This window comes from Colwellia sp. 6_MG-2023 (assembly GCF_030547765.1).
Lineage (GTDB): Bacteria > Pseudomonadota > Gammaproteobacteria > Enterobacterales > Alteromonadaceae > Colwellia.
In genome coordinates this window covers 1-24,983 of sequence record NZ_JAUOPP010000011.1, presented here as the reverse complement: position 1 = coordinate 24,983, position 24,983 = coordinate 1, and the positions used below count along the sequence as shown (strand labels likewise).

The 24,983-nt window shown below is 36.6% G+C and carries 18 protein-coding genes; 8 read left to right on the top strand and 10 right to left on the bottom strand.

Annotated features, from left to right (window positions below; all coding sequences use genetic code 11):
- Window positions 1-71: 71 nt before the first annotated feature.
- Window positions 72-1,082: a Holliday junction branch migration DNA helicase RuvB gene (gene ruvB / locus Q4503_RS08750; protein WP_215973769.1), complete on the top strand. Its 1,011-nt coding sequence runs from the start codon at window positions 72-74 to the stop codon at window positions 1,080-1,082.
- Window positions 1,083-1,164: 82 nt separating this feature from the next.
- Here the strand turns inward: ruvB and Q4503_RS08745 are convergent, their stop codons facing one another.
- Window positions 1,165-1,680, bottom strand: coding sequence for a DUF2062 domain-containing protein (locus Q4503_RS08745; RefSeq protein ID WP_215973770.1), 516 nt, complete (start codon window positions 1,678-1,680; stop codon window positions 1,165-1,167).
- 90 nt (window positions 1,681-1,770) lie between these two features.
- Here Q4503_RS08745 and Q4503_RS08740 point away from each other — a divergent pair, with 90 nt between their 5' ends.
- The 4 genes from Q4503_RS08740 to Q4503_RS08725 all read left to right on the top strand — a co-directional run bounded on the left by Q4503_RS08740 (window position 1,771) and on the right by Q4503_RS08725 (window position 7,466).
- The gene (locus Q4503_RS08740; protein ID WP_303602026.1) at window positions 1,771-4,185 is read left to right on the top strand and encodes a DNA internalization-related competence protein ComEC/Rec2; all 2,415 of its coding nucleotides are present in this window, start codon (window positions 1,771-1,773) and stop codon (window positions 4,183-4,185) included.
- A gap of 78 nt (window positions 4,186-4,263) precedes the next feature.
- Entirely contained in the window at window positions 4,264-6,027 is a 1,764-nt protein-coding gene (gene msbA, locus Q4503_RS08735; RefSeq protein WP_303602025.1) for a lipid A export permease/ATP-binding protein MsbA, read from the top strand.
- A 53-nt stretch (window positions 6,028-6,080) separates the two neighbouring features.
- Complete coding sequence (gene lpxK / locus Q4503_RS08730; protein ID WP_303602024.1) at window positions 6,081-7,100, top strand: tetraacyldisaccharide 4'-kinase; 1,020 nt, start codon at window positions 6,081-6,083, stop codon at window positions 7,098-7,100.
- A 159-nt stretch (window positions 7,101-7,259) separates the two neighbouring features.
- The gene (locus tag Q4503_RS08725) at window positions 7,260-7,466 is read left to right on the top strand and encodes a Trm112 family protein (protein WP_303602023.1); all 207 of its coding nucleotides are present in this window, start codon (window positions 7,260-7,262) and stop codon (window positions 7,464-7,466) included.
- A 127-nt stretch (window positions 7,467-7,593) separates the two neighbouring features.
- On the opposite strand, the gene Q4503_RS08720 is transcribed toward Q4503_RS08725, so the two are convergent.
- The 9 genes from Q4503_RS08720 to Q4503_RS08680 all read right to left on the bottom strand — a co-directional run bounded on the left by Q4503_RS08720 (window position 7,594) and on the right by Q4503_RS08680 (window position 20,233).
- Window positions 7,594-10,278 (bottom strand): nitrate reductase, encoded by a 2,685-nt coding sequence (locus tag Q4503_RS08720; protein ID WP_303602022.1) that lies wholly within the window; start codon window positions 10,276-10,278, stop codon window positions 7,594-7,596.
- Window positions 10,279-10,378: 100 nt separating this feature from the next.
- Window positions 10,379-10,744 (bottom strand): nitrite reductase small subunit NirD, encoded by a 366-nt coding sequence (nirD, locus tag Q4503_RS08715; RefSeq protein ID WP_303602021.1) that lies wholly within the window; start codon window positions 10,742-10,744, stop codon window positions 10,379-10,381.
- Between the two features lie 10 nt (window positions 10,745-10,754).
- On the bottom strand, window positions 10,755-13,337 hold the full coding sequence (gene nirB / locus Q4503_RS08710; protein WP_303602020.1) for a nitrite reductase large subunit NirB: 2,583 nt from the start codon (window positions 13,335-13,337) through the stop codon (window positions 10,755-10,757).
- Between the two features lie 139 nt (window positions 13,338-13,476).
- On the bottom strand, window positions 13,477-14,661 hold the full coding sequence (locus Q4503_RS08705) for an alginate export family protein (RefSeq protein ID WP_303602019.1): 1,185 nt from the start codon (window positions 14,659-14,661) through the stop codon (window positions 13,477-13,479).
- Window positions 14,662-14,735: 74 nt separating this feature from the next.
- Window positions 14,736-15,578, bottom strand: a complete 843-nt coding sequence (locus Q4503_RS08700) for an ABC transporter ATP-binding protein (RefSeq protein ID WP_215973778.1) — start codon at window positions 15,576-15,578, stop codon at window positions 14,736-14,738.
- Window positions 15,579-15,600: 22 nt separating this feature from the next.
- Window positions 15,601-16,557, bottom strand: coding sequence for an ABC transporter permease (locus Q4503_RS08695; protein WP_303602062.1), 957 nt, complete (start codon window positions 16,555-16,557; stop codon window positions 15,601-15,603).
- A gap of 101 nt (window positions 16,558-16,658) precedes the next feature.
- The gene (locus Q4503_RS08690; RefSeq protein WP_215973779.1) at window positions 16,659-18,056 is read right to left on the bottom strand and encodes a CmpA/NrtA family ABC transporter substrate-binding protein; all 1,398 of its coding nucleotides are present in this window, start codon (window positions 18,054-18,056) and stop codon (window positions 16,659-16,661) included.
- Between the two features lie 466 nt (window positions 18,057-18,522).
- Window positions 18,523-19,590 carry a CmpA/NrtA family ABC transporter substrate-binding protein gene (locus Q4503_RS08685; RefSeq protein WP_303602018.1) on the bottom strand — a complete coding sequence of 356 codons (1,068 nt, stop codon included), beginning with the start codon at window positions 19,588-19,590 and terminating at the stop codon, window positions 18,523-18,525.
- A 10-nt stretch (window positions 19,591-19,600) separates the two neighbouring features.
- Window positions 19,601-20,233: an ANTAR domain-containing response regulator gene (locus Q4503_RS08680; RefSeq protein ID WP_252727589.1), complete on the bottom strand. Its 633-nt coding sequence runs from the start codon at window positions 20,231-20,233 to the stop codon at window positions 19,601-19,603.
- Between the two features lie 399 nt (window positions 20,234-20,632).
- Between Q4503_RS08680 and Q4503_RS08675 the strand changes: the two genes are divergently transcribed.
- From Q4503_RS08675 to Q4503_RS08665, 3 genes are all read left to right on the top strand, one after another.
- A complete protein-coding gene (locus Q4503_RS08675) occupies window positions 20,633-21,784 on the top strand; it encodes a cupin domain-containing protein (RefSeq protein WP_303602017.1) in 1,152 nt (383 codons plus the stop codon).
- A 110-nt stretch (window positions 21,785-21,894) separates the two neighbouring features.
- Window positions 21,895-22,656 carry a pseudouridine synthase gene (locus tag Q4503_RS08670; protein WP_303602016.1) on the top strand — a complete coding sequence of 254 codons (762 nt, stop codon included), beginning with the start codon at window positions 21,895-21,897 and terminating at the stop codon, window positions 22,654-22,656.
- 156 nt (window positions 22,657-22,812) lie between these two features.
- Window positions 22,813-24,983, top strand: a 2,171-nt coding sequence (locus Q4503_RS08665) for a GGDEF and EAL domain-containing protein (RefSeq protein WP_303602015.1), incomplete at its 3' end; no start/stop codon positions are given.

Here is a 24,983-nt window from a genome sequence, read left to right as displayed (position 1 = left end):
AGAACCTTTACTAACATAAATAATATTAATTATTGCAACGCAAAGCGTGTCGGTAATCATAGGAAATAAAAATGATAGAAGCAGATCGTTTAATTGAGCCTGTCGCAAGTATTGAAGATGAAGGTGTTGATCGTGCCATTCGTCCTAAAATGCTCACTGACTATACTGGGCAAGCTCATGTTAAAGCACAAATGGAAATTTTTATTCCTGCGGCTAAAAAACGCGAAGAGCCCCTAGATCATTTACTTATTTTTGGGCCTCCAGGTCTAGGTAAAACAACCTTAGCCAATATTGTTGCTAATGAAATGGGCGTTAATATTCGAACCACTTCTGGCCCTGTGTTAGAAAAGGCAGGCGATTTAGCGGCACTGTTAACCAATTTAGAAGAAAATGATATTCTTTTTATTGATGAAATCCATCGATTAAGCCCTGTAGTTGAGGAAATACTTTATCCTGCAATGGAAGATTATCAACTTGATATCATGATTGGGGAAGGGCCTGCTGCTCGTTCTATAAAATTAGATTTACCGCCTTTTACTTTAATTGGTGCTACCACTAGAGCCGGTGCGTTAACATCGCCACTAAGAGATAGATTTGGTATTGTGCAACGTTTAGAGTTTTACAATGTTGAAGATTTAACCAGTATTGTTAAACGTTCAGCACATTTTCTAAATTTAGATATTGATGAGCTAGGGGCTTTTGAAGTTGCACGCCGCTCTCGAGGTACACCTCGTATCGCTAATCGATTGTTACGTCGTGTACGGGACTATGCTGATATTAAAACTCATGGTCTAGTGAATCAAGAAACCGCGGCATCAGCTCTTGATATGTTAGAAGTTGATAATGAAGGGTTTGACATTATGGACAGAAAGCTATTACATGCGATTATTGACAAGTTTATGGGAGGGCCTGTTGGACTTGATAATGTGGCTGCTGCTATTGGTGAAGAGCGCGAAACCATAGAAGATGTTCTTGAGCCATTTTTGATTCAACAAGGCTTCTTACAGCGTACACCTCGTGGCAGAATTGCTACCGATAGGGCATATCAGCATTTTTCAATCACGCGGCCAGAGCCGAAGTAAATTGTTCGTTATCTCGTTAATAATTTGATTTTATCTAGCGGCATCGTAACCCGAATTGATTTAGGATTACGATGTTTTTGAGTTATTTTTCATTCTTGCTACGTTTTTTCCATGCTTTAACCGCACTGTAACGCCATAAGAGTTGCATACCAAAATAGCCTAACACAGAAAAAATTATGGCTAATACGCCACAGCCCAATAAAAATGCAGGACCTATTGATGATAAACTATCTGCTATCCATTGCCAGTTTGCTTCAAACTTAAAATCATGAACAGGAGCGCTTATTAACCATGCGCCGACAGAATAGCAAAAATAAAAGATTGCAGGCATGGTGAACGGGTTTGTTAACCAAACTAAAGCAACTGAAAGTGGTAAATTTGAATGTACCATAATGGCTGTACCTGCAGCTAACACCATTTGAAAAGGTACTGGAATAAAAGCGAAAAACAGCCCAACAGCAAAAGCTTTTGCTACTGAATGACGGTTCATATGCCATAAGTTAGGATTGTGCAATAAAGCACCAAAGATTCTTAAGTGTTTATTGTCTTTGATACGCTGATTGTCTGGCATTATGCGCTTAATTAGTTTTTTTGGCATATACTTACTATTAGATTCAAGTTTTTATCGTCGATTATTCGTTAATACATTGATTACACAGCAATTGATACAGGAAGTATTTTATTCACTATGGACTGGTGGTTAGCGTGTTTTTTTCTGGGTGCTATATTCTCATTATTCTCACCAATAGTGCCAGATATTTTTGTGCTATTTTCACTTATATTTATATCTATTACCTTTTTTTATTACTCTTCACGTATTAATCCTTCTTTTAAACCCTTTCGACTAAGCTCAGGTTTACTCTTTGGTGCAAGCTGGATGTTATTTCATGCCGTAAATTTTCAACAATTATGGCAAAAAAATAATTTAGATGCTTTAGCTTTATCGAGTACAACACAGTGGGTACAAGGAGATATTCTCACTTTACATTCACCTCTAAGGGAGCTGCCAGATCCTTCAAGTAAAAAGTTGTCACCTGAAAATCGCATACGGTTTAATATTAACGTAACTCACATTAATAATAACCAATTAACCAACGCATTAAAACTCAGGTTAAGTTGGAATAATGCAACGTTATCTTTACAACAAGGTCAAATAGTTAGCTTGCAGGTTAAATTTAAGCCAGCGCATGGTTTAGCTAATTTAGGGAGTTTTAGTTATCAGACATGGCTTAATAGTAAACAAATAAGTGCGACAGGTTATGTTGTCAATAATAAAGACAACAGGGTACTTATAGATGAAGTCTCTGTACGGCAGCAAAGTTTTAGTTCTTATCAACAGTTATTACCAAAACATGATTTGTCTCCTTTATTACTAGCATTAGGTTTTGGCTCTCGTACTGAGTTAAGTCAAGCGTTATGGCAGGTTTTACAAGCAACAGGCACAGGGCACCTTATTGCTATTTCAGGTTTGCATATTGGATTGGTAGCAACAGGAATATTCTTTTTATTCATGTTTTTAATGAAAAACCTACCACTGAGATTCTTTGTCAATAGTCACAAGATTCAAAGAATAAACAGTCGCTATTTGGCTATTGCTTTAAGTATGGTGGCAGCGCTAAGTTATGGCTACTTGGCTGGTTTTTCGTTACCAACAGTTCGAGCACTTGTCATGCTTAGTCTTTATTGGTGCTCAAGACTATTAGGTATAAAAGTATCTATCAAACGTTGGTTATTACTTACTTTGTTTATGATCACCTTAACAACGCCTTTTAGTTTATTTACCGCAAGTTTTTGGTTATCAGTGTATGCCGTTATTATTATTTTTATCACATTGTGGCGCTTTAAAAGTTTATTATCATCAGGCAATAAATTGTGGTTATTTATCAAAGGACTGGTGGTTATTCAGTTAAGTTTAACCTTATTTTTAATGCCTATTAGTGCCATATTTTTTCAACAAATATCCCTTGTTGCTTTATTAGCCAATATTATTGCAGTGCCCTGGATGAGTGTTATCGTTATTCCTTTGTGCTTATTATCAGTGCTTGTTATGTTGATTTCGCCAGAATTATCTCAGGTTGTAATATTTATCTGTTTAGAGTCAATAATGCTTCTTTGGCACTATTTGACTTATTTATCAAATGTCTCGTGGGCGATAATTAGGTTATCAAGTTTTGATGTTAGCTTGATCGTTTTGTTTGGAATATTAAGTGTATTTTTAATATTTTTTCAAGCAACAATAAAACTTCCTTCTAAAGCTATGAGCATCACGTTGATGTGCGCTATCTTCTTCTTACTCATGTTAAAAGTGAGTGATAAATCAGATGATGGCCTTAATAATTGGCAATTAGTTGTATTTGATGTTGGTCAAGGTTTATCAATATTAGTGAAACGTGATGATAATGCTATTTTATACGATACGGGTGCAGCATATAAAAGTGGTTTTAATATGGTTGATGCTGTGATTTTACCGTATTTGCAATACTCAGGAATTACTCAGTTAGATAAAGTGATTATCAGCCACAGCGATAACGATCATGCTGGCGGGTTAGCAATTTTAAAGCAGTCAATTGCAATTAAAGAGCTTATTTATAACGTTGACAGTGAAAGTGGTAACGCTCATAAAAACAGTCACTGCATACAAGGACGAGAATTTTATTGGCAAAAGGTAAAGTTTGAATTTTTATGGCCTGATAGCTTAGTTGGCGATAATAACGATGATTCTTGCGTGTTACTTATTTCAGATAAAAATAACCGAGTTTTATTAACAGGTGATATCTCTAGAAAAGTTGAACGTAAACTTGTTGAACAGTATCCACAATTACAGGCTGAGGTGTTAGTTGTACCTCATCATGGATCGAAAACTTCATCAAGCGATGCTTTTATTAGTCATGTTAACCCTAAGCTTGCTATTGTCAGTGCTGGATATTTAAATCGTTGGCGTATGCCTGTTACTGAGGTTGTAGAACGATATCAGTCAAACAATATTGAAATGCTTAATAGTGCTACTTCGGGACAAATCGTTTTAGATTTATCAGAAAAGGGTATTACTCAATATACTTATCACGAGGATTTATGGCCGTTTTGGTTTGCAAATTCGCTTTGATTAGTTGGTTGTTGACTTAAACTACGTTAAAATCAGCTCATTATAATATCCTTCAGATATAGTGAAATAACTTCTCCCATGGAAAATTCAACAAACGGCACAACAAGGCAAAACTTCAAGCGTCTTTTTGGTTATGCTAAACCTTATAAACTTGGTTTTATTGTATCTATTATTGGTATGTTAGGTTACGCAGCTATCGATGTTTACTTTTTGTCAAAGTTACAAGCGTTAATTGATGAAGGACTTGCTGGCAGTAATCCTGATTTTATGAAATGGGCGCCTGTTTTTGTTGTGGCAGCCTTTGTTTTTCGCGGAATTTTTCACTTTGTTGCTAATTACTGCTTAGCTTGGGTAGGAAATAATGTGGTCACCGATCTTAAGCAAAGCTTGTTTGAGCATATCATGGGAATGCCGGTGGCTTTTCATGATAAGGAGTCAACCGGAGGGTTAATTTCTAAATTAACCTATGACACCGAGCAAGTTTTGAATTCTGTGAGTAAATCTATCTTGGTTATTGTGCAACAAAGTGCGTTTGTTCTAGGATTACTAGGGTTAATGTTTTATATCAGCTGGCAACTTTCGGCTATTTTTATACTGATCACGCCAATTATTACTATTATTGTTAATTTAGTCTCTAAACGTTTCCGTAAAATAAGTAAAAATATCCAAGGTGCGATGGGGGAAGTGACGACGGCAGCAGAGCAAACTTTTAATGGCCATAAAGTTGTATTAACTTTTGGTGGTCAAGCAGAAGAATTTAAGCGATTTCAGCAGATAAATAACCAAAATCGATATCAGCGTATGAAATTAGTCGCGGCAAAATCTGCTAGTGTACCGGTTATCCAAATTATAGCGTCATTTGCTTTAGCTTTTGTTTTTTATGCTGTTAACTCTGAAACTTTACGTGACAGTATTTCTGCCGGTAGCTTTGTGAGTATTATTACTTACATGGTTATGTTGCTCAGACCATTAAAAATGCTAACTAATGTAAATAGTGAATTTCAACGAGGCATGGCTGCTTGTGTTAGTATTTTCTCTGTATTAGATCAAGAAAAAGAAAAGGATACTGGTAGTAAACATTTAACTAAAGCACAGGGTAAAATTGCTTTTAAGTCGGTTAATTTTGCTTATGATTTTGATAAAAATGCACTTACTCCAGCTAAGTGGGCGCTTGAAAACGTCTCATTTGAACTAGATACCGGTGAAACCTTAGCGTTAGTAGGGCGATCTGGTAGTGGTAAATCAACAGCGAGTGCACTGTTATTACGTTTTTATGATGCTAGTGAAGGTGAAATACTTATCGATGGTGTGAATATTGAAGAATATTATTTAAACGACTTACGACAACAATTTGCCTATGTTTCACAAGATGTTGTGTTATTTAATGACAGTTTGGCTAACAATATTGCCTACGGGAAACCTGAGGCAAGTATCAATGAGATTATCGCTGCGGCGAAAAGTGCTCACGTGATGGAGTTTGCTGAGAAGATGGAGCAAGGTTTACAAACCAATATTGGTGAGAATGGTGCTTTGTTATCTGGAGGTCAAAGGCAGCGTGTGGCTATTGCCCGAGCTTTATTATGTGATGCGCCCTTTTTAATTTTAGATGAAGCAACCAGTGCTTTAGATACTGAATCTGAACGTCATATTCAGGATGCGTTGCAAACATTACAAAAAAATAGAACCTCTATTGTTATTGCTCATCGATTATCAACCATTGAAAATGCAGATAAAATTATTGTAATGGAACAAGGAAAAATCGTTGAGCAAGGTAATCACCAAAGTTTACTTGGTAAAGAAGGTGCATATGCACAATTACATCGTTTTCAATTTGAATCGTAAAGTGATGCTATTTTTTTGTGCTATCAGTGCTCAATTTGAAGAGTGGAGTTAGTGTGCGACTAATTGAAAAAGTATGGTTTAAAAAACACTCTGCAAAATATTGGCTTGTCCCTTTATTATTACCACTCACTGGATTATTTTATTTAATAAGTTTAGTAAGGCGAGTCGCTTTTCGTTTTGGTTTATTAAAATCGTATAAAGTTGACGTTCCTGTTATTGTTGTGGGTAATATTAGCGTAGGTGGCAATGGGAAAACTCCTGTTGTTATACACTTAGTTGAACTTGCGAAAGTGTTAGGATTAAAGCCTGGTGTTATCTCTCGTGGTTATGGCAGTCAAGCTGACGTTTATCCTTATTTATTGGATGAAAATAGCACGAGTTATCAAGCAGGTGACGAACCGCTTTTAATTTATCTACGTTGTAATATTCCGGTTGTTATCGGCGCTGATCGTGTTGCTAATGCAGAAAAGTTAATTGAGCAAGGGTGTAATATTGTCATCAGCGATGATGGTTTACAGCATTATCGATTACAACGTGATTTAGAGTTGGTAATTATTGATGCCAAGCGTCTTTTTGGCAATGGCTTACTGTTGCCGGCAGGACCTTTACGAGAAGGTACTTGGCGTTTAAAAAAAGCTGACTTGATTATTTATAATGGTAACAACTCAGACCATACTAAACAGCTAGTGAGTAAGCCTTTATTCATGACGTTAGCAGGCTGTGAATTAATTCAAGTAATAACGGGTGAAAAAATGTTGTTACCGGATTTTATTCAACAATGGCAAATCGTTAACGCTATTGCCGGTATTGGCGAGCCGCAACGTTTTTTTGATACGTTACAAACGCTAGGCTTTGATTTAGCAACACAACAAGGCTTTATTGACCATAAGAACTTCACTGTTAATGACTTTGTTGAATTTAAAACAGATTTACCGCTATTAATGACAGAGAAAGATGCGGTAAAATGTCGAGCCTTCGCGCAAAAGAACTGGTGGTATTTACCTGTTAGTGCCCAGTTTTCAGAGCAAGACAAAGAAGTATTAATTCAGGCTATAAGTAGCTTTAAAGTATAAAGTTTTTTTAAGTAAAGTGACAATAATGACGAGTTAAACTATTAAGCTAGTTATTAGTTTAGCTATAAACTTAGCTAGTAACTAATTAGTTAATTTAATTACCAAGGTAGAAGTGAACTGATTCTACTTAAAGATAAAACCAATGAAGAGAGTGAAATTATGGCTTTTGATGTAAAATTAATGGAAATATTAGCGTGCCCTGTGTGTAAAGGTAAGCTGGAATATGATAAAGAACAGCAAGAGCTTATTTGTAAATTTGATAAACTAGCTTATGCCATTGAGCAAGATATTCCTGTTTTACTGGAAAGTGAAGCGCGCCGAATTAGTTTAGATGATTCGACTAGCCCGTTAGAAGCTACTGAGTAGCCAGTTAAATTAAGAGTGAATCGTAGTAGTAACCATAATAGAAGTAATATATCTAACCAGCTTTGACCCCATATTGACATGTTGCCTTTAAAAACAATTCGTTATATGGCATGTGATTGAAACCTGATTAAAGCATGGTTAACATTATTTCTTCTTTATTTTCCTTATGTTCACTAAGTAATACACCTAATTCCGTCTTACAAGAGCCACAGTTAGTACCGCACTTTAACGTATCGCCTAACTGGCTAATTGAATGACACCCCGATTTTATTGCGTTAATAACTTCTTTTTCTCCAATATTAAAACAACTACAGATTTGTCTACCTTTAGCAAAGCTCTCATTTGATGTACCAGACAATAATGATTGTATATCGGTTTCAGGCAGATTGTTTTGACTAAAAGCATGCTCAAGCCATGCGCTTTCTATTGTTGGGGTTGTTGCTGCACAGTAACATAAAAAGACTAACTTTCCTGCTTGTAAACAAATGATATAATGGGTGTTTTCTGTTGTGAATTGCATCCATTCACCTGAGATGCAACTAGTGGTTTGACACCAATTTAACATATCTGTTTCAACGTGCGTATTGGCAAATTCAAAGCGCATGCCATAACTGGTTTTGGCTTTAGTCCAAAATTCGTTATTAACTTGTGTTTGAACAATAAAGTCTTTATCAACATGTAGTTGACCAAACTGCTTAAAGGATGTTTTGCTTAATGTAATTGCACCATGTTTACTTTCAGGTTGACCAGAAATAGGGTCGGCAATACTCGCATATAAATTACTGACGTTAGCGCTAGAAGCAAATTGCTCATTCCAATGAATAGGCATGAAACATTCTTTGCTTCGTTGATTTTTATCTAATTTTACATGAACAGTCGCTTTGCCTGTGCTTGACAAAACATCGACTATTTCATCATCAACTATGTGCAACTGTGCGGCATCATTTGGATTAATGTAAAGATAACATTTATCTGTGTGAGCGGTAAGTTGTGATGCCTTACCAGTGCGTGACATAGTATGCCACTGGTCTCTTAAGCGACCACTATTTAATCTAAAAGGATATTTAGCAGATTTTTTCTGTGTTGGTATCTGAGGGTTAATAGGAAAAAATACAGCTTTGCCAGAAGGGGTAGAAAACTTACCATCTTCAAAAACACGTTTTTTACCTTCAGGGTAGGTATCATTAACAGGCCATTGTACTGGTTTTAAATGATTATACTGTGCTGTTGTAATCGTTGAAAAAGCAGAAATATCAAATATCCGTTCACCATTATTTTCAAAACCAGATAATTGAGAAAACTCTCGAAAAACGTCACTTACATGTGAGTATTTAAAGCCTGAATACCCCATCGCCGTCGCAACGTCTGCAATAATTTCCCAGTCATGCTTTGCTTGTCCGTTAGGTACTATCGCATTAGTTTGACGCGAAATACGACGTTCTGAGTTGGTGACAGTACCATTTTTTTCTAACCAAGGTGTTGCGGGTAATTTTACATCAGCAAAGTCTAAAGTATCATTATTTTCAACACAGTCAGACACAACTACAAATTCACATTTAGTTAATGCTCTGGCTATTTTTTTACGATCAGGCATGCTCACTAATGGGTTTGTTGCCATAATCCAAACGGCTTTTATTTTACCTTCATCGATGGCATCAAATAAATCTACGGCTTTATAACCTGCTTTATTTGCCATAGTGGGGGATTGCCAAAAACGCTGAACCGTAGAACGATGTTTGGGGTTTTCGAGATCCATATGTGCTGTTAATTGATTCGATAAGCCACCAACTTCTCTACCACCCATGGCGTTAGGTTGCCCCGTTATTGAAAATGGACCACAACCATCTTTGGCTATTTTACCAGTAGCTAAGTGGCAATTTATAATGCTATGACATTTATCAACGCCTGAGCTTGATTGATTTATGCCCATTGAGTAAAAGGTAATTGCCTTTTCTGTTGTTAAAAATAATTGGTACACACTTTCAATATCTTGTTGCTCAATATCGCAATAAGTTGCGACTTTCTCTATTGACCAGTGGCTTGCTTCTACTAATGCTGCGTCGAAACCTTGAGTGTTATTGTTGATATAATCGTTATCGAGTCCTTCATTGAGGGCTAAATAATTCAGTAAACCATTGAAAAATGCTGCATCACTGCCTGGTTTGACCGGTAAAAAGTAATCAGCTATTTGACAGGTCGCTGTTTTACGAGGATCAATAACAACAACTTTCATTTTTGGATTACGCTTTTTAGCTCTTTCAATACGTTGAAATAAAACCGGGTGTGTCCAAGCTGCATTGGATCCTGTTATGAGAATAAGTTCAGCCGTATCTAGATCCTCATAACTACAAGGGACGACATCTTCGCCAAAACTGCGTTTATAAGCGGCAACGGCTGATGACATGCAAAGCCGAGAATTAGTATCAATATTGGCCGAGCCTATGTAGCCCTTCATTAACTTATTAGCAAGGTAATAATCTTCTGTTAGAATTTGTCCAGAAACATAAAAAGCAACTGAATCGGGGCCATGTTCTTTAATAATTTTTGAAAACTTTTCTGCTACATGGCTTGTTGCTGTAGGCCAATTAACTGTTTTATTGTTTATTTGTGGTGTAAGTAAACGATTGGTTAAGTCAGTTGTTTGTAATAAATTGCTACCTTTTACGCACAGTTTACCAAAATTAGCGGGATGCTCTGGCGTACCCACGAGAGCATTGGCTTCATTATTTTCAACCGTAATATCAATACCGCAGCCTACACCACAGTACGCACAAGTAGATTGAACAATATGTGACGATTGAGAACAACTCATAAAATTTACCTTTTCAACAACAGAGAGAATACTCAGTACTACAGGGGGAAAACGTGTGTACTGAGATTGTTTGCATATAGTTAATAGTCAGCTGGTGTTATTAGACAAAAAGCTGTACTTGGTCTTCAATTATTCTTACGGGGAAGACATCAATACTGATATCTTCTTGTAAGCATTTTCCTGTGGTTAAACAATAGTGCTGCTTATACAAAGGGGAGGAGACGACAATATCGTCACCTACACTGCCAACAATGCCTCTATACAGCACATTAGCATCGCCAATAGGGTCATAATTATCTACGGCGTATACTTTTTTATCTGTATTTGGTAAATGAAAAATAGCGATTTGCTTCTGTTCTAAACCTTGCTCTACTAAAGCACAAACACCAGAATCTTTAATTAAATCACTTGTTCTACACACTGTTAGCCAGTCTTTATTTTTTACTGCTATATTTTGATCTGACATGATTAATTCCTTAGGCTTCTTCAGCAATTTTCTTTATTTTTTCTTCAATTAACACTTTTGTTGCTTTTTCATCTTTAGTGGCCGGGCGTATTTGGTCGCGCTCTTGCACAAAAATGATATTGCTATCGGGTTTAGATGAATTAACAAAAGGTTTAAAACGTTTTAATGCTTCAGGGTCTTCTAACGTTGTTTTCCATTCACATTGGTAGGTATCAACAATTAATGCCATTTGTTGTTCTAAGCTTTCAGATAATTCAAGGCTATCTTCTATAATGACTTGTTTTAAATAATCTAAACCGCCTTCCATATTGTCCATCCAGACAGAGGTTCTTTGCAAACGATCACCTGTACGAACATAAAACATTAAAATACAGTCTATGTATTTAACTAAGGTTTCATCATCTAGGTCGATAGCAAAGAGATCACCATGTCGAGGTTTCATGCCACCATTGCCACAAACGTATAAGTTCCATCCTTTGTCTGTCGCTATAATGCCTATATCTTTACTTTGTGCTTCTGCACATTCGCGAGTACAACCAGATACACCAAATTTTATTTTATGTGGCGCTCGTAACCCTTTGTAGCGATTCTCTAAATATATTGCCATTGCGGTTGAGTCTTGCACACCAAATCGACACCAGGTAGAGCCAACGCAAGATTTAACAGTACGAAGTGATTTACCGTAGGCATGGCCTGTTTCAAAACCGGCATCGATAAGCTCTTGCCAAATAGGCGGTAGCTCTTCAACACGTGCGCCAAATAGATCAACACGTTGGCCACCAGTTATTTTGGTATACAGGTTATATTTCTTCGCTACTTGACCTAACACTATTAATTTATCGGGAGTAATTTCGCCACCAGCGACGCGTGGTACAACGGAATAAGTCCCATCTTTTTGCATGTTACCTAGGTAAGTATCGTTAGTGTCTTGTAGTGATAAGTGTGGCTTTTTAAGAATATAGTCATTCCATACTGAGGCTAATATGGAGCCAGTAAGAGGTTTACAGACCTCACAGCCATGTCCTTTACCATGCGAGGATAGAAGTTCATCAAATGTTTTTATTTCTTCGACGGTAATAATGTCAAAAATTTCACGACGTGAATAAGCAAAATGCTCACAAATATCCTTTTTAACTTCAACACCACGATTTTCAAATTCTGCGTCAGCAACATTTTTTAATAAAGCAGCACAACCACCACAACCAGTACTGGCTTTAGTACAGGTTTTTACATCACCAACAGTACATGCACCTTGGTCTATTGAGGCAATAATATCGCCTTTAGTGACGTTATGACATGAACAAATCATGGCCGTATCAGGTAATGCATCTGCACCTAATGTTGGTTTTTCACCTGAAGAAGGGAGTATTAATGCTTCTGGTGATTCAGGTAAATCAATACCGTTAAGCATGTATTGTAGTAACGAGTCATATTCACTAGTATCACCAATTAATACGGCACCAAGCATTTTACTTTTATCACTTGAAACAACTATTTTTTTGTAAACGCCTTCAGGCTGATTCTCATAAGTATAAGTTAATGCGCCTGATGTTTTTGCATGTGCATCACCTATTGAGCCTACTTCAACGCCCATTAGTTTTAATTTGGTACTCATATCAGCACCAGTAAACGATTCTTTTTCCCCCATAACATGTTTTGCGGCCACTTTGGCCATGCTGTAACCAGGGGCAACTAACCCGAAGATAAAGTTGTTCCAAAGTGCACACTCACCAATAGCGTATATATCTTTATCAGACGTTTGGCATTGGTTATTAATAACAATACCGCCACGTTCACCTAATTCTAAATCGAAAGTTCGCGCAAGGTTGTCGTAAGGACGAATGCCTGCTGAGAATAAAATAAGGTCAGTTTCTAAGGTAGTATCATCGCTAAAACAAAGCTTATAACGACACTTATCGCCATCTTCGATAACATTTGTTGCCTTTGAGGTATGAACTTCTACGCCTAATGCTTCAATTTTTTCTTTTAATAATCGACCACCACCAGCATCAATTTGAACGCCCATTAATTGTGGCGCAAACTCAACAACATGTGTTTTTAAACCTAGGTGGGTTAGGGCGTTTGCAGCTTCAAGACCAAGTAAACCACCACCGATAACAACCCCCACTTTACTGACATTAGCACTAGCTTGAATTTCATCAAGATCATCGATAGTTCGATACACTAAACAATGGTCGCGATCTTTTCCTGGAATAGGAGGAACAAATGGATAAGAACCTGTTGCTAAGATAAGTTTGTCGTAATCGATTATTTGACCACTTTCTGTTACAACATTTTTATTGCTACGATCAATATCAACGACTTTTGCATTAGTTTGAAAATTAACCCCCCAATCTTGATAGGTTTTCTCATCAGTCATTGCTAAATCTTCAGCGCTTTTGCCGCTAAAGTATTCTGAAAGGTGCACACGATCATAAGCTAGTCGAGATTCGGCTGATAAAACGGTTATCTCTATTGCTTGGTTAGCTGTTCTCAATTGAGCTAATTGCTCAACAAAATGATGACCAACCATGCCGTTACCGACAACGACCACGCTTTGTTTTTTTATTGATTGTTGATTATTTGAGCTCATTTGGATACCTGCTTCAATATTGATATTGGTTTTATAAATTTTGTTAACTCCTCATTTAAATATCGGGAGTTAACCTTGTATATTGTTATTCGTTCAAGTTAGTGATTGTCGGGTGAGATAATTAACGGTTTTCACTGAGTTAAAACTTAGCGCTAACCCAGACCCAAACCTTATCGGTATCAACTTTACCTGAGGCAGTATCACCTGCTGAATAAGCTGAATACTTGATACCAGCGGTATAATTGTTAGCAAATTTTTTCGCATATACGGCATTGATCTCGCTACCTAAATCGTCAACAGATTCACTTGCTTCATCAGCTGAAAAGTCATGTACTACTACTGTCCAACCGCCACCGAATGCTTTACCTGATAATGATGCATATAGATCAACTAAGCCTTCTTTAGGTGTTGCTAAGAATTGATCTGACCAACCATTAAATTTATGAAGGGTTGCTAGTGGCGTTGAAAAACCGTACATTCCGTCATCGCTACCTAACACTTCAGCACCTAGTTTTAATGTTACGGCATTAAAGCTATAGCCACCTTCAAGCGCTATGTAAGTTGCCGAATAGTCTGTTGTGCCACTTTCAGAGTCTTGAGTAGAAAATTCAGCAAAATATGAAAAGTTATCCTTTTGTCCTTTAAAACTCAGACCAAAAGTATCTAAACCATTGGTTGTGCCTTCATCAACTTCTAAAAGGTAGCCATAAGTAGTTAGTTGCCCGTATTGGGTTTTGTAAGCAATATTAATTAAATGATCTTTTGAATGAAGGTCATTTGCTTGTGCAAATATGCGATTACGTTTATTAAGAAAACTGTAGCTGATATTAAGATTTTCTAAGGCGTTGTAGTTGATTGTTGCAGCATCGAAAGTTTGTCTATCTTGACGCCATCCTACATGGCCAACATAACGGTGATTATCTAACGTGATGACTTGGCGGCCAACTTTTGCGGTAAGCTTACCTTGTTTATATTGTACAAAAGCTTGATCAAGTTCGGTTGACTCAGGGTCGGCAATTACAGAGTACTCTGCGTTATTACCAACGGTATCGTTATAGTCATCCACTCCTGCAATTTGACGAGAGTCTTCAAATTCAACCACACCTGAGAAGCCATTGTAGCTAGCAGTAGTATGATTTAATCGCGTTCTTAATGTTAATGCTGATGCGTCTTTTAACGTATTTTCTTGGTCTACTGCTTCGTAACGTAAGTTTAAATCAATGGTTGTTTTCGCTTGATTTTCTGCATTGGCGTTAGCTGAAATACCTATAGTGGCTAATAAAGTCAAGGCAGCAATTGTGTATAATTTATATTCTGTTTGCATGGTTATCCCTTAAATTTTTTTGATGTTTTTTATTTTTTTTTCTTATTTTTATATTTTTTATTTTGCTCAATTAATTAAGCTACACTCGATGATTTCTGTTTTACTTTGTCTGTATCAGGTACCGATATATGTTCAACTTTTCTTTGTTTTTCATATAAGAAAGTTAAGACGGCTGATCGAAGTCGGTTATATTCAGGATCTTCTGCGAGGGCTAAACGGTTTCGTGGGTGAGGTAAATTAACATCTAATATTTCACCAATTGTTGCGGCAGGACCATTGGTCATCATGACAATGCGATCAGATAATAAAACGGCTTCATCTACGTCATGAGTAATCATAATCACGGTATTATTAAGCTTTTGCTGGATCTCCATTAAAGAGTCTTGCATATGTGCACGCGTTAAAGCATCAAGTGCACCAAACGGCTCATCCATTAAGAGAACTTCTGGCTTCATTGCAAGAGCTCTGGCAATACCAATTCGTTGCTTCATACCACCTGAAATTTCATCAGGACGTTTATCTTTCGCATGATCCATATGAACTAAACGTAAATTATGTTCAATCCATTCCTTCATCTCTGCTTTTGACATTTTATTTTTAAATACACGTTTTACGGCTAATTCAATATTTTGATAAGCGGTTAGCCAAGGTAATAATGAATGGTTTTGAAAAACTACTGCGCGTTCAGGACCCGGTTCAGTTACTTCTTTATTGTTCAGTAAAACACCGCCAATAGTTGCTTTGTGTATACAGGCAACAATATTTAATACAGTTGATTTACCACAACCAGAATGGCCAATAAGTGAAATGAACTCCCCTTTTTTAATTTGTAAGTCAACTCCCTTTAATGCGGTGAAATCACCTTTAGGGGTTGGAAATACCATATCTACTTTACTGATGTCTAAAATAATACTCATGTGATTTCCTCTTTGTTATTGATTACAGTTGCGCACTTGATTTGTCCCAAGACAACATTCTTTGTAATTGCAGCATGGTGCGGTCAAGCATGTAGCCAATAAGGCCAATAACAATAACGGCTGTCATGATTCGACTTAATGACTGTGAACTACCGTTTTGGAATTCATCCCAAACGAACTTTCCTAACCCTGGATTCTGTGCCAACATTTCTGCCGCAATAAGTACCATCCACGCAATACCTAATGACATTCTCATACCCGTAAAAATGGCAGGAACAGACGCAGGTAAAACAATTTTTTGAATATGTACGAGTTTTGGCAGACTTAATACTTTACTGACATTTACCCAATCTTGATTCATCGACACAACACCAAACGAAGTGTTAATAACCATAGGCCAAAGGCTACATAGGGTTACTGTGATTAATGAGTTAACAAATGATTTTGCAAACATTGGATCCGGAGATACGTACACAGCACTTACTACCATGGTAACTAGGGGTAACCAAGCCAAAGGGGATACCGGCTTGAATACTTGTATTATTGGGTTAATCGCTCGATTCAAGTTTTTACTTAATCCGATAGCAATACCTAAGGGAATAGCAATAATTGCAGCCACTAAAAAACCACTTAATACGGTAATTAAACTGGTAACTATTTGATCTAAGAAGGTCTCTTTGCCGGTGTACATGCGTACTTTTGGTTGATAACTAGGATCCTTTGCCATGTGAGCTTCATTTCGTTCATCTTGGCGTATATAAAAAGCTTTTTCTTTATCACGTTCTGTATTGTGCTCATTAACTAAGTTAACCATTTGAGTTGCAACAGCACTAGGGCCTGGAAACTTACCTAGTGAAGTTTCAATGCTATTGGCAGTTAATGACCATAGCAGCAAGAAACAGCAAATACCGGCCATAGGTAAAATAAAGGTTTGTACTTTTTTTAACAACAAGGGCATGATGATTTTGTTCCTATTCATAGGCGTTATACCTGTCTTTTGTTTATTTATTAAGGCAGTCATTTTCTCTCCCTAGTGCGCTGGTTACAGCGCACTAATGCGCATTAAAGTTTGTTCAAGGGCTAAAGCTTGTCACCATTTTTCAAACCAATATTAAACTTATTGATATAAGCGTTTGGTGTTGTGCCGTCATATACAATATTGTCAATAAAGTGTTTTTGTGGGGCACGGAAACCGTCTTCATCAGCTAGATCTGAGAAATCGCTTTTTGACATTATTTTTTCATCAACTAAAGATTGAGCGGCAGCCATATAAATATCAGGACGATAAACTTTTGCGGCAATCTCCTTGTACCAGCTATCTGGCTTGTCATCGCTAATTTGTCCCCAACGGCGCATTTGTGTTAAATACCAAATTGCATCTGAGTAGTAAGGGTAAGTTGCGTTATAACGGAAGAATACGTTGAAATCAGGTAATGAACGTATATCGCCTTTTTCATACTCAAAGGTTCCGGTCATGCTATTTGCAATAACTTTATAATCAGCACCAACATAGTTAGATTGAGATAAAATTTTAACGGCTTCAGGGCGATTGGCATTATTGTTATCGTCTAACCATTTTGCAGCGCGAATAAGCGCTCGGGTTAAGCGAATAGTGGTATTCGGGTATTTTTCGGCGAACTCTTTTGTGATACCAAAGACTTTTTCAGGGTTGTTTTTCCAAATTTCATAATCAGTAACTACGGGTACACCAATACCTTTAAATACCGCTTGTTGATTCCAAGGTTCACCTACGCAATATCCATGGATAGTGCCAGCCTCTAATGTTGAAGGCATTTGCGGTGGAGGCGTAACTGATAGCAATGCTTGGGCATCAATCTGGCCAGAAGTATCACCTTTATGAGGTGCATAAAATCCAGGGTGAATACCACCAGCAGCCAACCAGTAGCGTAATTCATAGTTATGTGTAGAAACAGGAAAGACCATCCCCATTTTAAAAGGGGTACCTTCATTAAGGAATTTGCTTACTACAGGTTTTAGTGCATCAGCTTTAATTGGATGAACAGGACGTCCATCGGCTTGTTTAGGAATATTAACCTTCATTTGTTTCCAAACATCATTAGAAACAGTAATGGCATTGCCATTTAAATCCATTGAAAAAGGCGTGATAATATCAGCCTTAGTGCCATAACCTATTGTCGCTGCTATTGGTTGACCAGCTAGCATATGAGCGCCGTCTAAGCGACCATCTATGACGCCATCAAGTAAAACCTTCCAGTTTGCTTGAGATTCAATGGTGACGTATAAGCCTTCATCCTCAAAAAAGCCTTTTTCATATGCAATAGCAATAGGGGCCATATCAGTTAGTTTAATAAAACCGAATTTCAGTTCTTCTTTTTCTGGATAACCTAATTCAGCTGCTTGTAAAGTCGAGGTTAGCAAGGCACCTGATATACATATACTGGCAATGGCAGCATGGTATAACTTTTTACATTTCTTTTTTAAAGGTATTTTCAACATACTTTTCTCCAAATAAAAAAGCCCATAGCACTTTGGATAAAATCCAAGTGCTATGGGCTACAATGCCAAACTAATAGTGACTACGCCGTTGCAGTGCGATTAGTTTTAACGAGATAAATTTTTAGTAATTTTTTAGCTTATATTGTTTTCAACTTATATTAATGCAACCGCTGTTGATTGTATTAATTCGAAAACATAATGCTAATAATAAAGCATATTTAGTGCCACTGTTTTTATTTGTATTTAAATCAATGGTTTAGTGTTTTTTAGGTTTTTTTTGTGGTGCTCAAACTGTTTAATTGATCCAATGTTGGGAAAGTCTCGCCTTAATTTGGTGCGCTTATTTGTCCGCTTAACCTCTACTTTACATTATCAGCCTTAATTAATGTTCAGTGTGAATCGAATTTATAAGTTGATAATTTATACTAATATTCGAGATTAGCTATTATGTAGAATTAAGTTTGTTTCAAATGCTAATAGCCGTTAGATATATATCTTCTCTATAAATATTGGCAATGCTCAGTTTAGTTCGTTGTTTGGTGCTTATATGCCCACATTCTTGCATTAAATCGGCAATTTTTTCACCGCAATTTAGGGCAGGCTTGTTAAACTCTGGGTCGTCTAGTGTGGAAAATTGATTATAACTTGTTACTTTTCGCGGTGTTGTGCCGTTAAAGGTTAAGCAACTGCCAAGCAATGAAGGTGCTATTACATCAATGTGTGTGTCTAGGTAGCAGGCACGGCTCAATAATCTTGCTGCTTCAAAACGATTGGGAACATTTTCAAGCCATTGGCAGGCTTCATATAAAGCTGACACTAAAGCGAGCGTTGTTTGAGGGTATTTACTTTGCCAAGACGACATTAACCCAAGTACTTTTTCTGGGGAGTCTTGCAATAAATCTGATGAAGTTACACCGGTTACGCCTACGCCTTCACGAACGGCTTTAGCATTCCACGGGCCACCGACACAAAAACCATCAAGATCGCCTGACTGCATTGATGGTACCATTCCAGAAGGCGGTACAAATAACAAGTTTATATCTGATAAAGCGATATTACCTTCTTTTAACCATTCAATGAGTTCATAGTAATGACAGCTATAAGGAAATACCACAGCAAAGGTAAGTTTTTCGCCCTCTTTTTTACGTTCTTTTATTTCAGGGCTAAGAATATTTGCTGAAAATGGCATGCTAATTTCAGTATTATTTTTATGTGCTAATAATTTTTGATATAGGGCTGTTGATATGGTGATACCGTTGCCGTTTCGACTTAAGATCAATGGCGATATCACTTGTGATTCTTGACCATACAAACCTAAGTTACTTGCTATTGGCATGGGTGCCAACATTTGTGCAGCATCAATTACACCTAAATGGAGCTTATCCCTTAGGGTAGCCCAAGAATTTTGCTTGGTTAAGGTAACATTTAACCCCCATTTTTTGAACATGCCCATTTCGTAAGCAATGACCACAGGAGCGCTATCTGTTAAGGGCATAAACCCTAAGTTTATATTTTTCTTTTCAATTTTAAACATGATTTTTTCTCTAAAATATACTTGCAACAGATAGAATGTTTTTAGCAACATCGTCCATTTTCTGGCTGTTATCCATAGCTATTTTTCGGATGAAATTATAGGCATCACTTTCAGAAAGCTGTCTTGTTTCCATTAGCCATCGTTTAGCTTTATCAATATTTTTTTGACTCGATAGTTTTTGCTTAGTATCAGCAAGCTCTTGTTTCATGCCTTGAAAAAGGCCGAATCTAGCAATTGCGACATCAATAATTGATTTTACTCTATCTTGACCAATATCACCGACCACATAAGCACTGACACCTGATTTAACTATTTGATTAATTGTTGTTTTATCGTTTTCTTGTTCAGAAAAAACAACAATAGGTTTAGGGGCGAATTGAGATATTTTATTAAGATTCTCGAGCATATCCCGATCAGGTGACTCTATGTCGATAATGATGACATCAGGATTTAGTTGTTCTACATCCTTTAACAAAGGAACACCTGAATTAGCGATATGATAGATGTCATATTCAGTATTTGTGAGCACATCCATTAAAGCTTTCGCTTTTACATGATTATTTTCTGCAAGTAATACTTTCAACTTAGCAGTTGGCTCTTTTATATGATTATTTTTAGATAATGATAAAGTGCTTTTTTTCAATTTATTCAAATTAAATTAACTAATAACGTATATTTTATAGAATGAAGCAGTATTCGTGCCATTTAATAAAGTCAATAAAATCAATTTATTAAATTGTTTTCATTACTTTTTATGTTGTTAATTGTTAGTTTATGATGCAAGACTGCCCCATAATAACAAATGTAACAGAAGCTTAATGGTGGGTTATTCTTGTTGATTAAGTATATTCCTTAAAAGTAACTTATTTATTACTTTATTGGTGCATCTATGTGGGAAAGGTAACAATAGAAAACTAATTTTGTAAGGAAGTAAATTTTTTGTACTTAATAACATTCAAACTAGGTTCACTTCCCCGTATAATCTCAATAATAAAGCGTAAGCCAATAGTAGTAACCACACTTAAACACCTTAGAGAGCATTATGTATAACTTAGATTTAAATCAAATGAGCAAAAATGAATTTTTAACGACTTATTGGCAGAAAAAACCAGTGGTGATTCGTCAAGGTTTTAAAGATTTTGTTGACCCTATTGCAGCAGATGAATTTGCTGGTATTGCGATGGAAGAAATGGTGCAATCTCGTCTGATCTCTAAAAGAAATGGTGAGTGGCAAGCCGAATTTGGCCCGTTTGAAAGTTATGAACATTTAGGTGAACGTGATTGGTCTTTAGTTATTCAAGCCCTAGATAACTTTTCTGAAGAAGCAGCTGAATTAATAGAGCCCTTTAGATTTTTACCGCATTGGCGCTTAGATGATTTAATGGCTAGCTTTGCTACTGAAGGCGGTAGTGTTGGTCCTCATGTTGATAACTATGATACTTTTATTTGTCAAGGATCTGGTAAGCGTCATTGGAGAGTTGGAGATAATGGTCGACATAGCGAAGTTATTGCCCATGAAGCGTTATTACATGTAGAGCCTTTTGAAGCGATTATCGATGTTGAATTAGAAGCTGGTGATATCTTATATATTCCACCTGGTTTTCCACATGAAGGTGTTGCTTTAGAGCCATCAATGAGTTTCTCAATAGGCTTTCGTGCTAATTCTGCTATTAGCTTGTTAAGTGGTTTTGCAGATCACTTAATTGATAATGAATTAGGTGGTCAATTACTTCAAGACCCGCAGCGAAAAGCAATTACCAATAGCGGAGAAATTACTAATAGTGATTATGCGAATATTAAACAGCAGTTACAAAATTTACTTGATGACGATAAATTATTCAAAAATTTTGTGGGTAATTTTTTAACTAATGCAAAACATGAATTAGATCTAATGCCGAGTGATGAGCCTTTTGAAGCAGCTGAAGTTAGTGAACTTCTAGCTATTCATGCGATTAAACGCTTAGGTGGATTACGTGCTTTTTATTTTGAAGATACGTTAAACGATGGCGTTTTTTATCTCAACGGTGAGCAAATTAATTTTAATAGTGAAATAGCGCCGGTGATTAAACTTTTATGTAATCAGGTAGTCGTTACGCCAAGTGAATTAGCGCCATGGAGTACAAATGAGCACTTTGTTACTTTGATGGTAGGGTTACTTGATCAAGGTTATTGGTTTTGGACTGAAGCCGAATAATTTAAAACTTATAGCGCAATAAAATTATGTATTAGAAAGAGATAAAACATTAAAACTAATATGTTTGAACAAACAAAACATCGACATAAGCTGATTTACCAGGAAATAGCATGCGTTTAGATAAATTTATTTGTAAAAGTACGGAGTTAACACGAAACGAAGCAAAGAAACTGCTTAAAAGTGGTGAAGTACGTGTTAATGGTGAAGTAGCAAAAAATTCAGCGATGCAGGTACATGAAAACAATACCATTACCATAGATGGTCAAGTATTAACTGCTCGTACTTCACGTTATTTTATGCTCCACAAAATGGTTGATTCTATTTGTTCTAACGTGGATGAAATTTATCCTTCAGTGTTAAATTTTATTGATGTTGATAAAGCATTTGATTTGCATATTGCTGGTCGGTTAGATGCCGATACCACAGGTTTAGTACTTATTACGGATGATGGTAGATGGTCACATAATGTTATTTCACCGAAAAAAGATTGCCAAAAAACATATCGTGTATGGCTTAGGAATGCAATTGTTGAACATCAAGCCGATGAATTAATTGAGCAATTTAAACAAGGTATTCAACTACAAGGAGAGCCGGCATTAACACGTCCGGCGATTCTAGAGTTAGTTTATAACGATGAGGAACATAACAGTACAGAAAGTAACGATGAAATTGATACTCGAGAGAAGGCAACGAGTGAGGTATTACTCACTATCACGGAAGGTAAATACCACCAAGTAAAACGAATGTTTGCGGCTGTTGGTAATCGTGTTGTAGGTTTACATCGAGAAAAAATTGGCGGTATTGAACTTGGTGAGTTAGCACCGGGAGAGTGGCGATCGCTAACCGAAGACGAAATAGCGCTGTTTTCTTAAATAATCAGAGTTCAAGTTGAATTGTTTATTTGGCAAGTGGAAGTATTACTTTTGAATTTAATGTCACTTATTTTAAAAAATTGACTACAATTATTACTTTATAATTAAGTTTATATGCTTCATTGAATTGTTAAGTAAAATAAGGAATTCTTTAGAATGGCAGCTAATTATCAGCAACAACTTAAAGAAGAACAAGAAAAAACTAGGTTTTTGCTAGATATTATTAATGCTATTCCTGAGCCGATAATGGCAAAAAATTGGCATGGTAAGTTTATTTTTTCGAATAAAGCTCTTGCTGACTTTTACAATACCACACCTCAGAATTTAATTGGCAAAGATGACTCACATTTCAACTGTAATAAAGAGCAAACAGAGTTTTTCACTGAAAGTGTACAAGCCATTATTAAAAGTAAAAAGCCCCAGGTTGTCTATGAGAATGTTACAGATATAAAAACTGGAAAAATTAACAATTTTCTTTCTTTAAAAACCCCATTTGTTAACAGTAAAGGGGAAGATAATGTTGTTATTATTGCCAATAATATTACCGATATCACTATCTTAAAAGATAAAGCTGAAAAAAATGAAAAAAGGTTGGCAGGGGTTTTAGAAGTATCACACGAAGGAATGTGGGACTGGAATACTGAAACTAATGATGTATTTCATAATAAAAGATGGGAAAAAATTACAGGTGTTGTTGATTTAGAGAATTCGTTTGAAGAATTTCAACGTTGCATTTTTGCCGGTGATAAAGAAAAAGTCAATGAGGCTATTGAAAAGCTAGTTACCGAAAATGTTCCTTATAGTATTGAATATAGAATGATACGTCCAAGTGATAATAAACAAATTTGGATTTGGGATAGAGGAATTATTCTTGAGCATAATGAGCAAGGTAAGCCTTTATGGGTTGTTGGCATAATTCAAGATATTACTCGTCGTAAGTTGGTAGAGGAAAAAATTAAGTTAGCTGCCAGTGTATTTACACACGCTAGGGAAAGCATCATGATCACTGATGCTACGGGCATTATTGTTGATGTTAATGATACCTTTTCCTCCACAACGGGGTTTAGTCGTGAAGAAGCTATTGGGCATTACCCAAGTGAGCTTCAGCCTGGAAGACAAGCAAAACAAAACTATGCTGACATGTGGCAAGTGTTATTAAAAGATGGCTATTGGTCAGGCGAAATGTGGAAACGTCGTAAAAATGGCGAAGTATATGCTGAAATTAAAACAGTCAGCGCAGTACGTGATGAACAAGGTGTTACAACTCATTATGTATCTTTAGGAAACGATATTACTTTAATAAAAGAGCATCAAGATCAATTAGAGCGTATTGCTCATTACGACATATTGACTAACCTTCCTAATCGAGTATTACTTTCTGATCGATTATCTCAAACTATGTTGCACTGTAATCGTCATGAAGAATCTCTTGCCGTTGTTTTTTTAGATCTGGATGGCTTTAAAGCGGTAAATGATACTTATGGCCATAAAATGGGTGATGAAGTCTTGATTGCTATTTCCGCTCGCATGCAAAAAGCATTGCGAGAAGGTGATAGTTTAGCGCGTCTTGGTGGTGATGAATTTGTTGCAGTGTTAACAGATTTAACATTATCAACAGCAGCTGATGATTGTGAGCCAGTATTAACACGATTATTACGTGCAGTCTCCGAGCCTATTATTATCGGCGAGATCGTGTTGAATGTATCTGCCAGTATTGGAGTAACCTTGTACCCACAAGATAATGTCAATGCCGACCAACTGATGCGTCATGCGGATCAAGCTATGTATGTGGCTAAAGAGTCAGGGAAAAACCGTTATCACTTATTTGATACAGCACAAGATGTTGCTGTTAAAGTGCAGCGAGAAAGCTTAGAGGCAGTTCGCAGTGCTTTAGAAAATAACCAGTTTGTACTCTACTATCAACCTAAAGTGAATATGAAAACAGGTACAGTGGTTGGGGTTGAAGCACTTATTCGTTGGCAACATCCTAAGCGTGGTTTGCTAAGTCCAATAGAATTCTTATCCGTTATTGAAAATACGTCTATGATGATTGAATTAGGGGAATGGGTAATTGACACTGCCTTAGCACAAATTGGTGAGTGGCAAGCTATGGGACTGCAACAGCCATTTAATACCAGTGTTAATATTGCAGGTATTCAATTACAGCAATCTGATTTTACGCAGCGATTAACGGCACTACTTGCTGAGCATAAAAATGTAGATCCATCTTATTTAGAGTTAGAAGTACTGGAAACAAGTGCTTTAGATGATGTCCATCATGTGTCAGCTATTATGTGTGCTTGTATGGCGCTAGGGGTAAAATTTGC

Coding starts and splice junctions, on each gene's coding strand:
- Q4503_RS08700 (WP_215973778.1), bottom strand. CDS start 15,578: ATGAGTATTATTTTAGACATCAGTAAAGTAGATATGGTATTTCCAACC.
- ruvB (WP_215973769.1), top strand. CDS start 72: ATGATAGAAGCAGATCGTTTAATTGAGCCTGTCGCAAGTATTGAAGAT.
- Q4503_RS08695 (WP_303602062.1), bottom strand. CDS start 16,557: ATGAATAGGAACAAAATCATCATGCCCTTGTTGTTAAAAAAAGTACAA.
- Q4503_RS08705 (WP_303602019.1), bottom strand. CDS start 14,661: ATGCAAACAGAATATAAATTATACACAATTGCTGCCTTGACTTTATTA.
- nirD (WP_303602021.1), bottom strand. CDS start 10,744: ATGTCAGATCAAAATATAGCAGTAAAAAATAAAGACTGGCTAACAGTG.
- Q4503_RS08675 (WP_303602017.1), top strand. CDS start 20,633: ATGTATAACTTAGATTTAAATCAAATGAGCAAAAATGAATTTTTAACG.
- nirB (WP_303602020.1), bottom strand. CDS start 13,337: ATGAGCTCAAATAATCAACAATCAATAAAAAAACAAAGCGTGGTCGTT.
- Q4503_RS08685 (WP_303602018.1), bottom strand. CDS start 19,590: ATGTTTAAAATTGAAAAGAAAAATATAAACTTAGGGTTTATGCCCTTA.
- Q4503_RS08725 (WP_303602023.1), top strand. CDS start 7,260: ATGGCTTTTGATGTAAAATTAATGGAAATATTAGCGTGCCCTGTGTGT.
- msbA (WP_303602025.1), top strand. CDS start 4,264: ATGGAAAATTCAACAAACGGCACAACAAGGCAAAACTTCAAGCGTCTT.
- Q4503_RS08720 (WP_303602022.1), bottom strand. CDS start 10,278: ATGAGTTGTTCTCAATCGTCACATATTGTTCAATCTACTTGTGCGTAC.
- Q4503_RS08690 (WP_215973779.1), bottom strand. CDS start 18,056: ATGTTGAAAATACCTTTAAAAAAGAAATGTAAAAAGTTATACCATGCT.
- Q4503_RS08740 (WP_303602026.1), top strand. CDS start 1,771: ATGGACTGGTGGTTAGCGTGTTTTTTTCTGGGTGCTATATTCTCATTA.
- Q4503_RS08670 (WP_303602016.1), top strand. CDS start 21,895: ATGCGTTTAGATAAATTTATTTGTAAAAGTACGGAGTTAACACGAAAC.
- Q4503_RS08745 (WP_215973770.1), bottom strand. CDS start 1,680: ATGCCAAAAAAACTAATTAAGCGCATAATGCCAGACAATCAGCGTATC.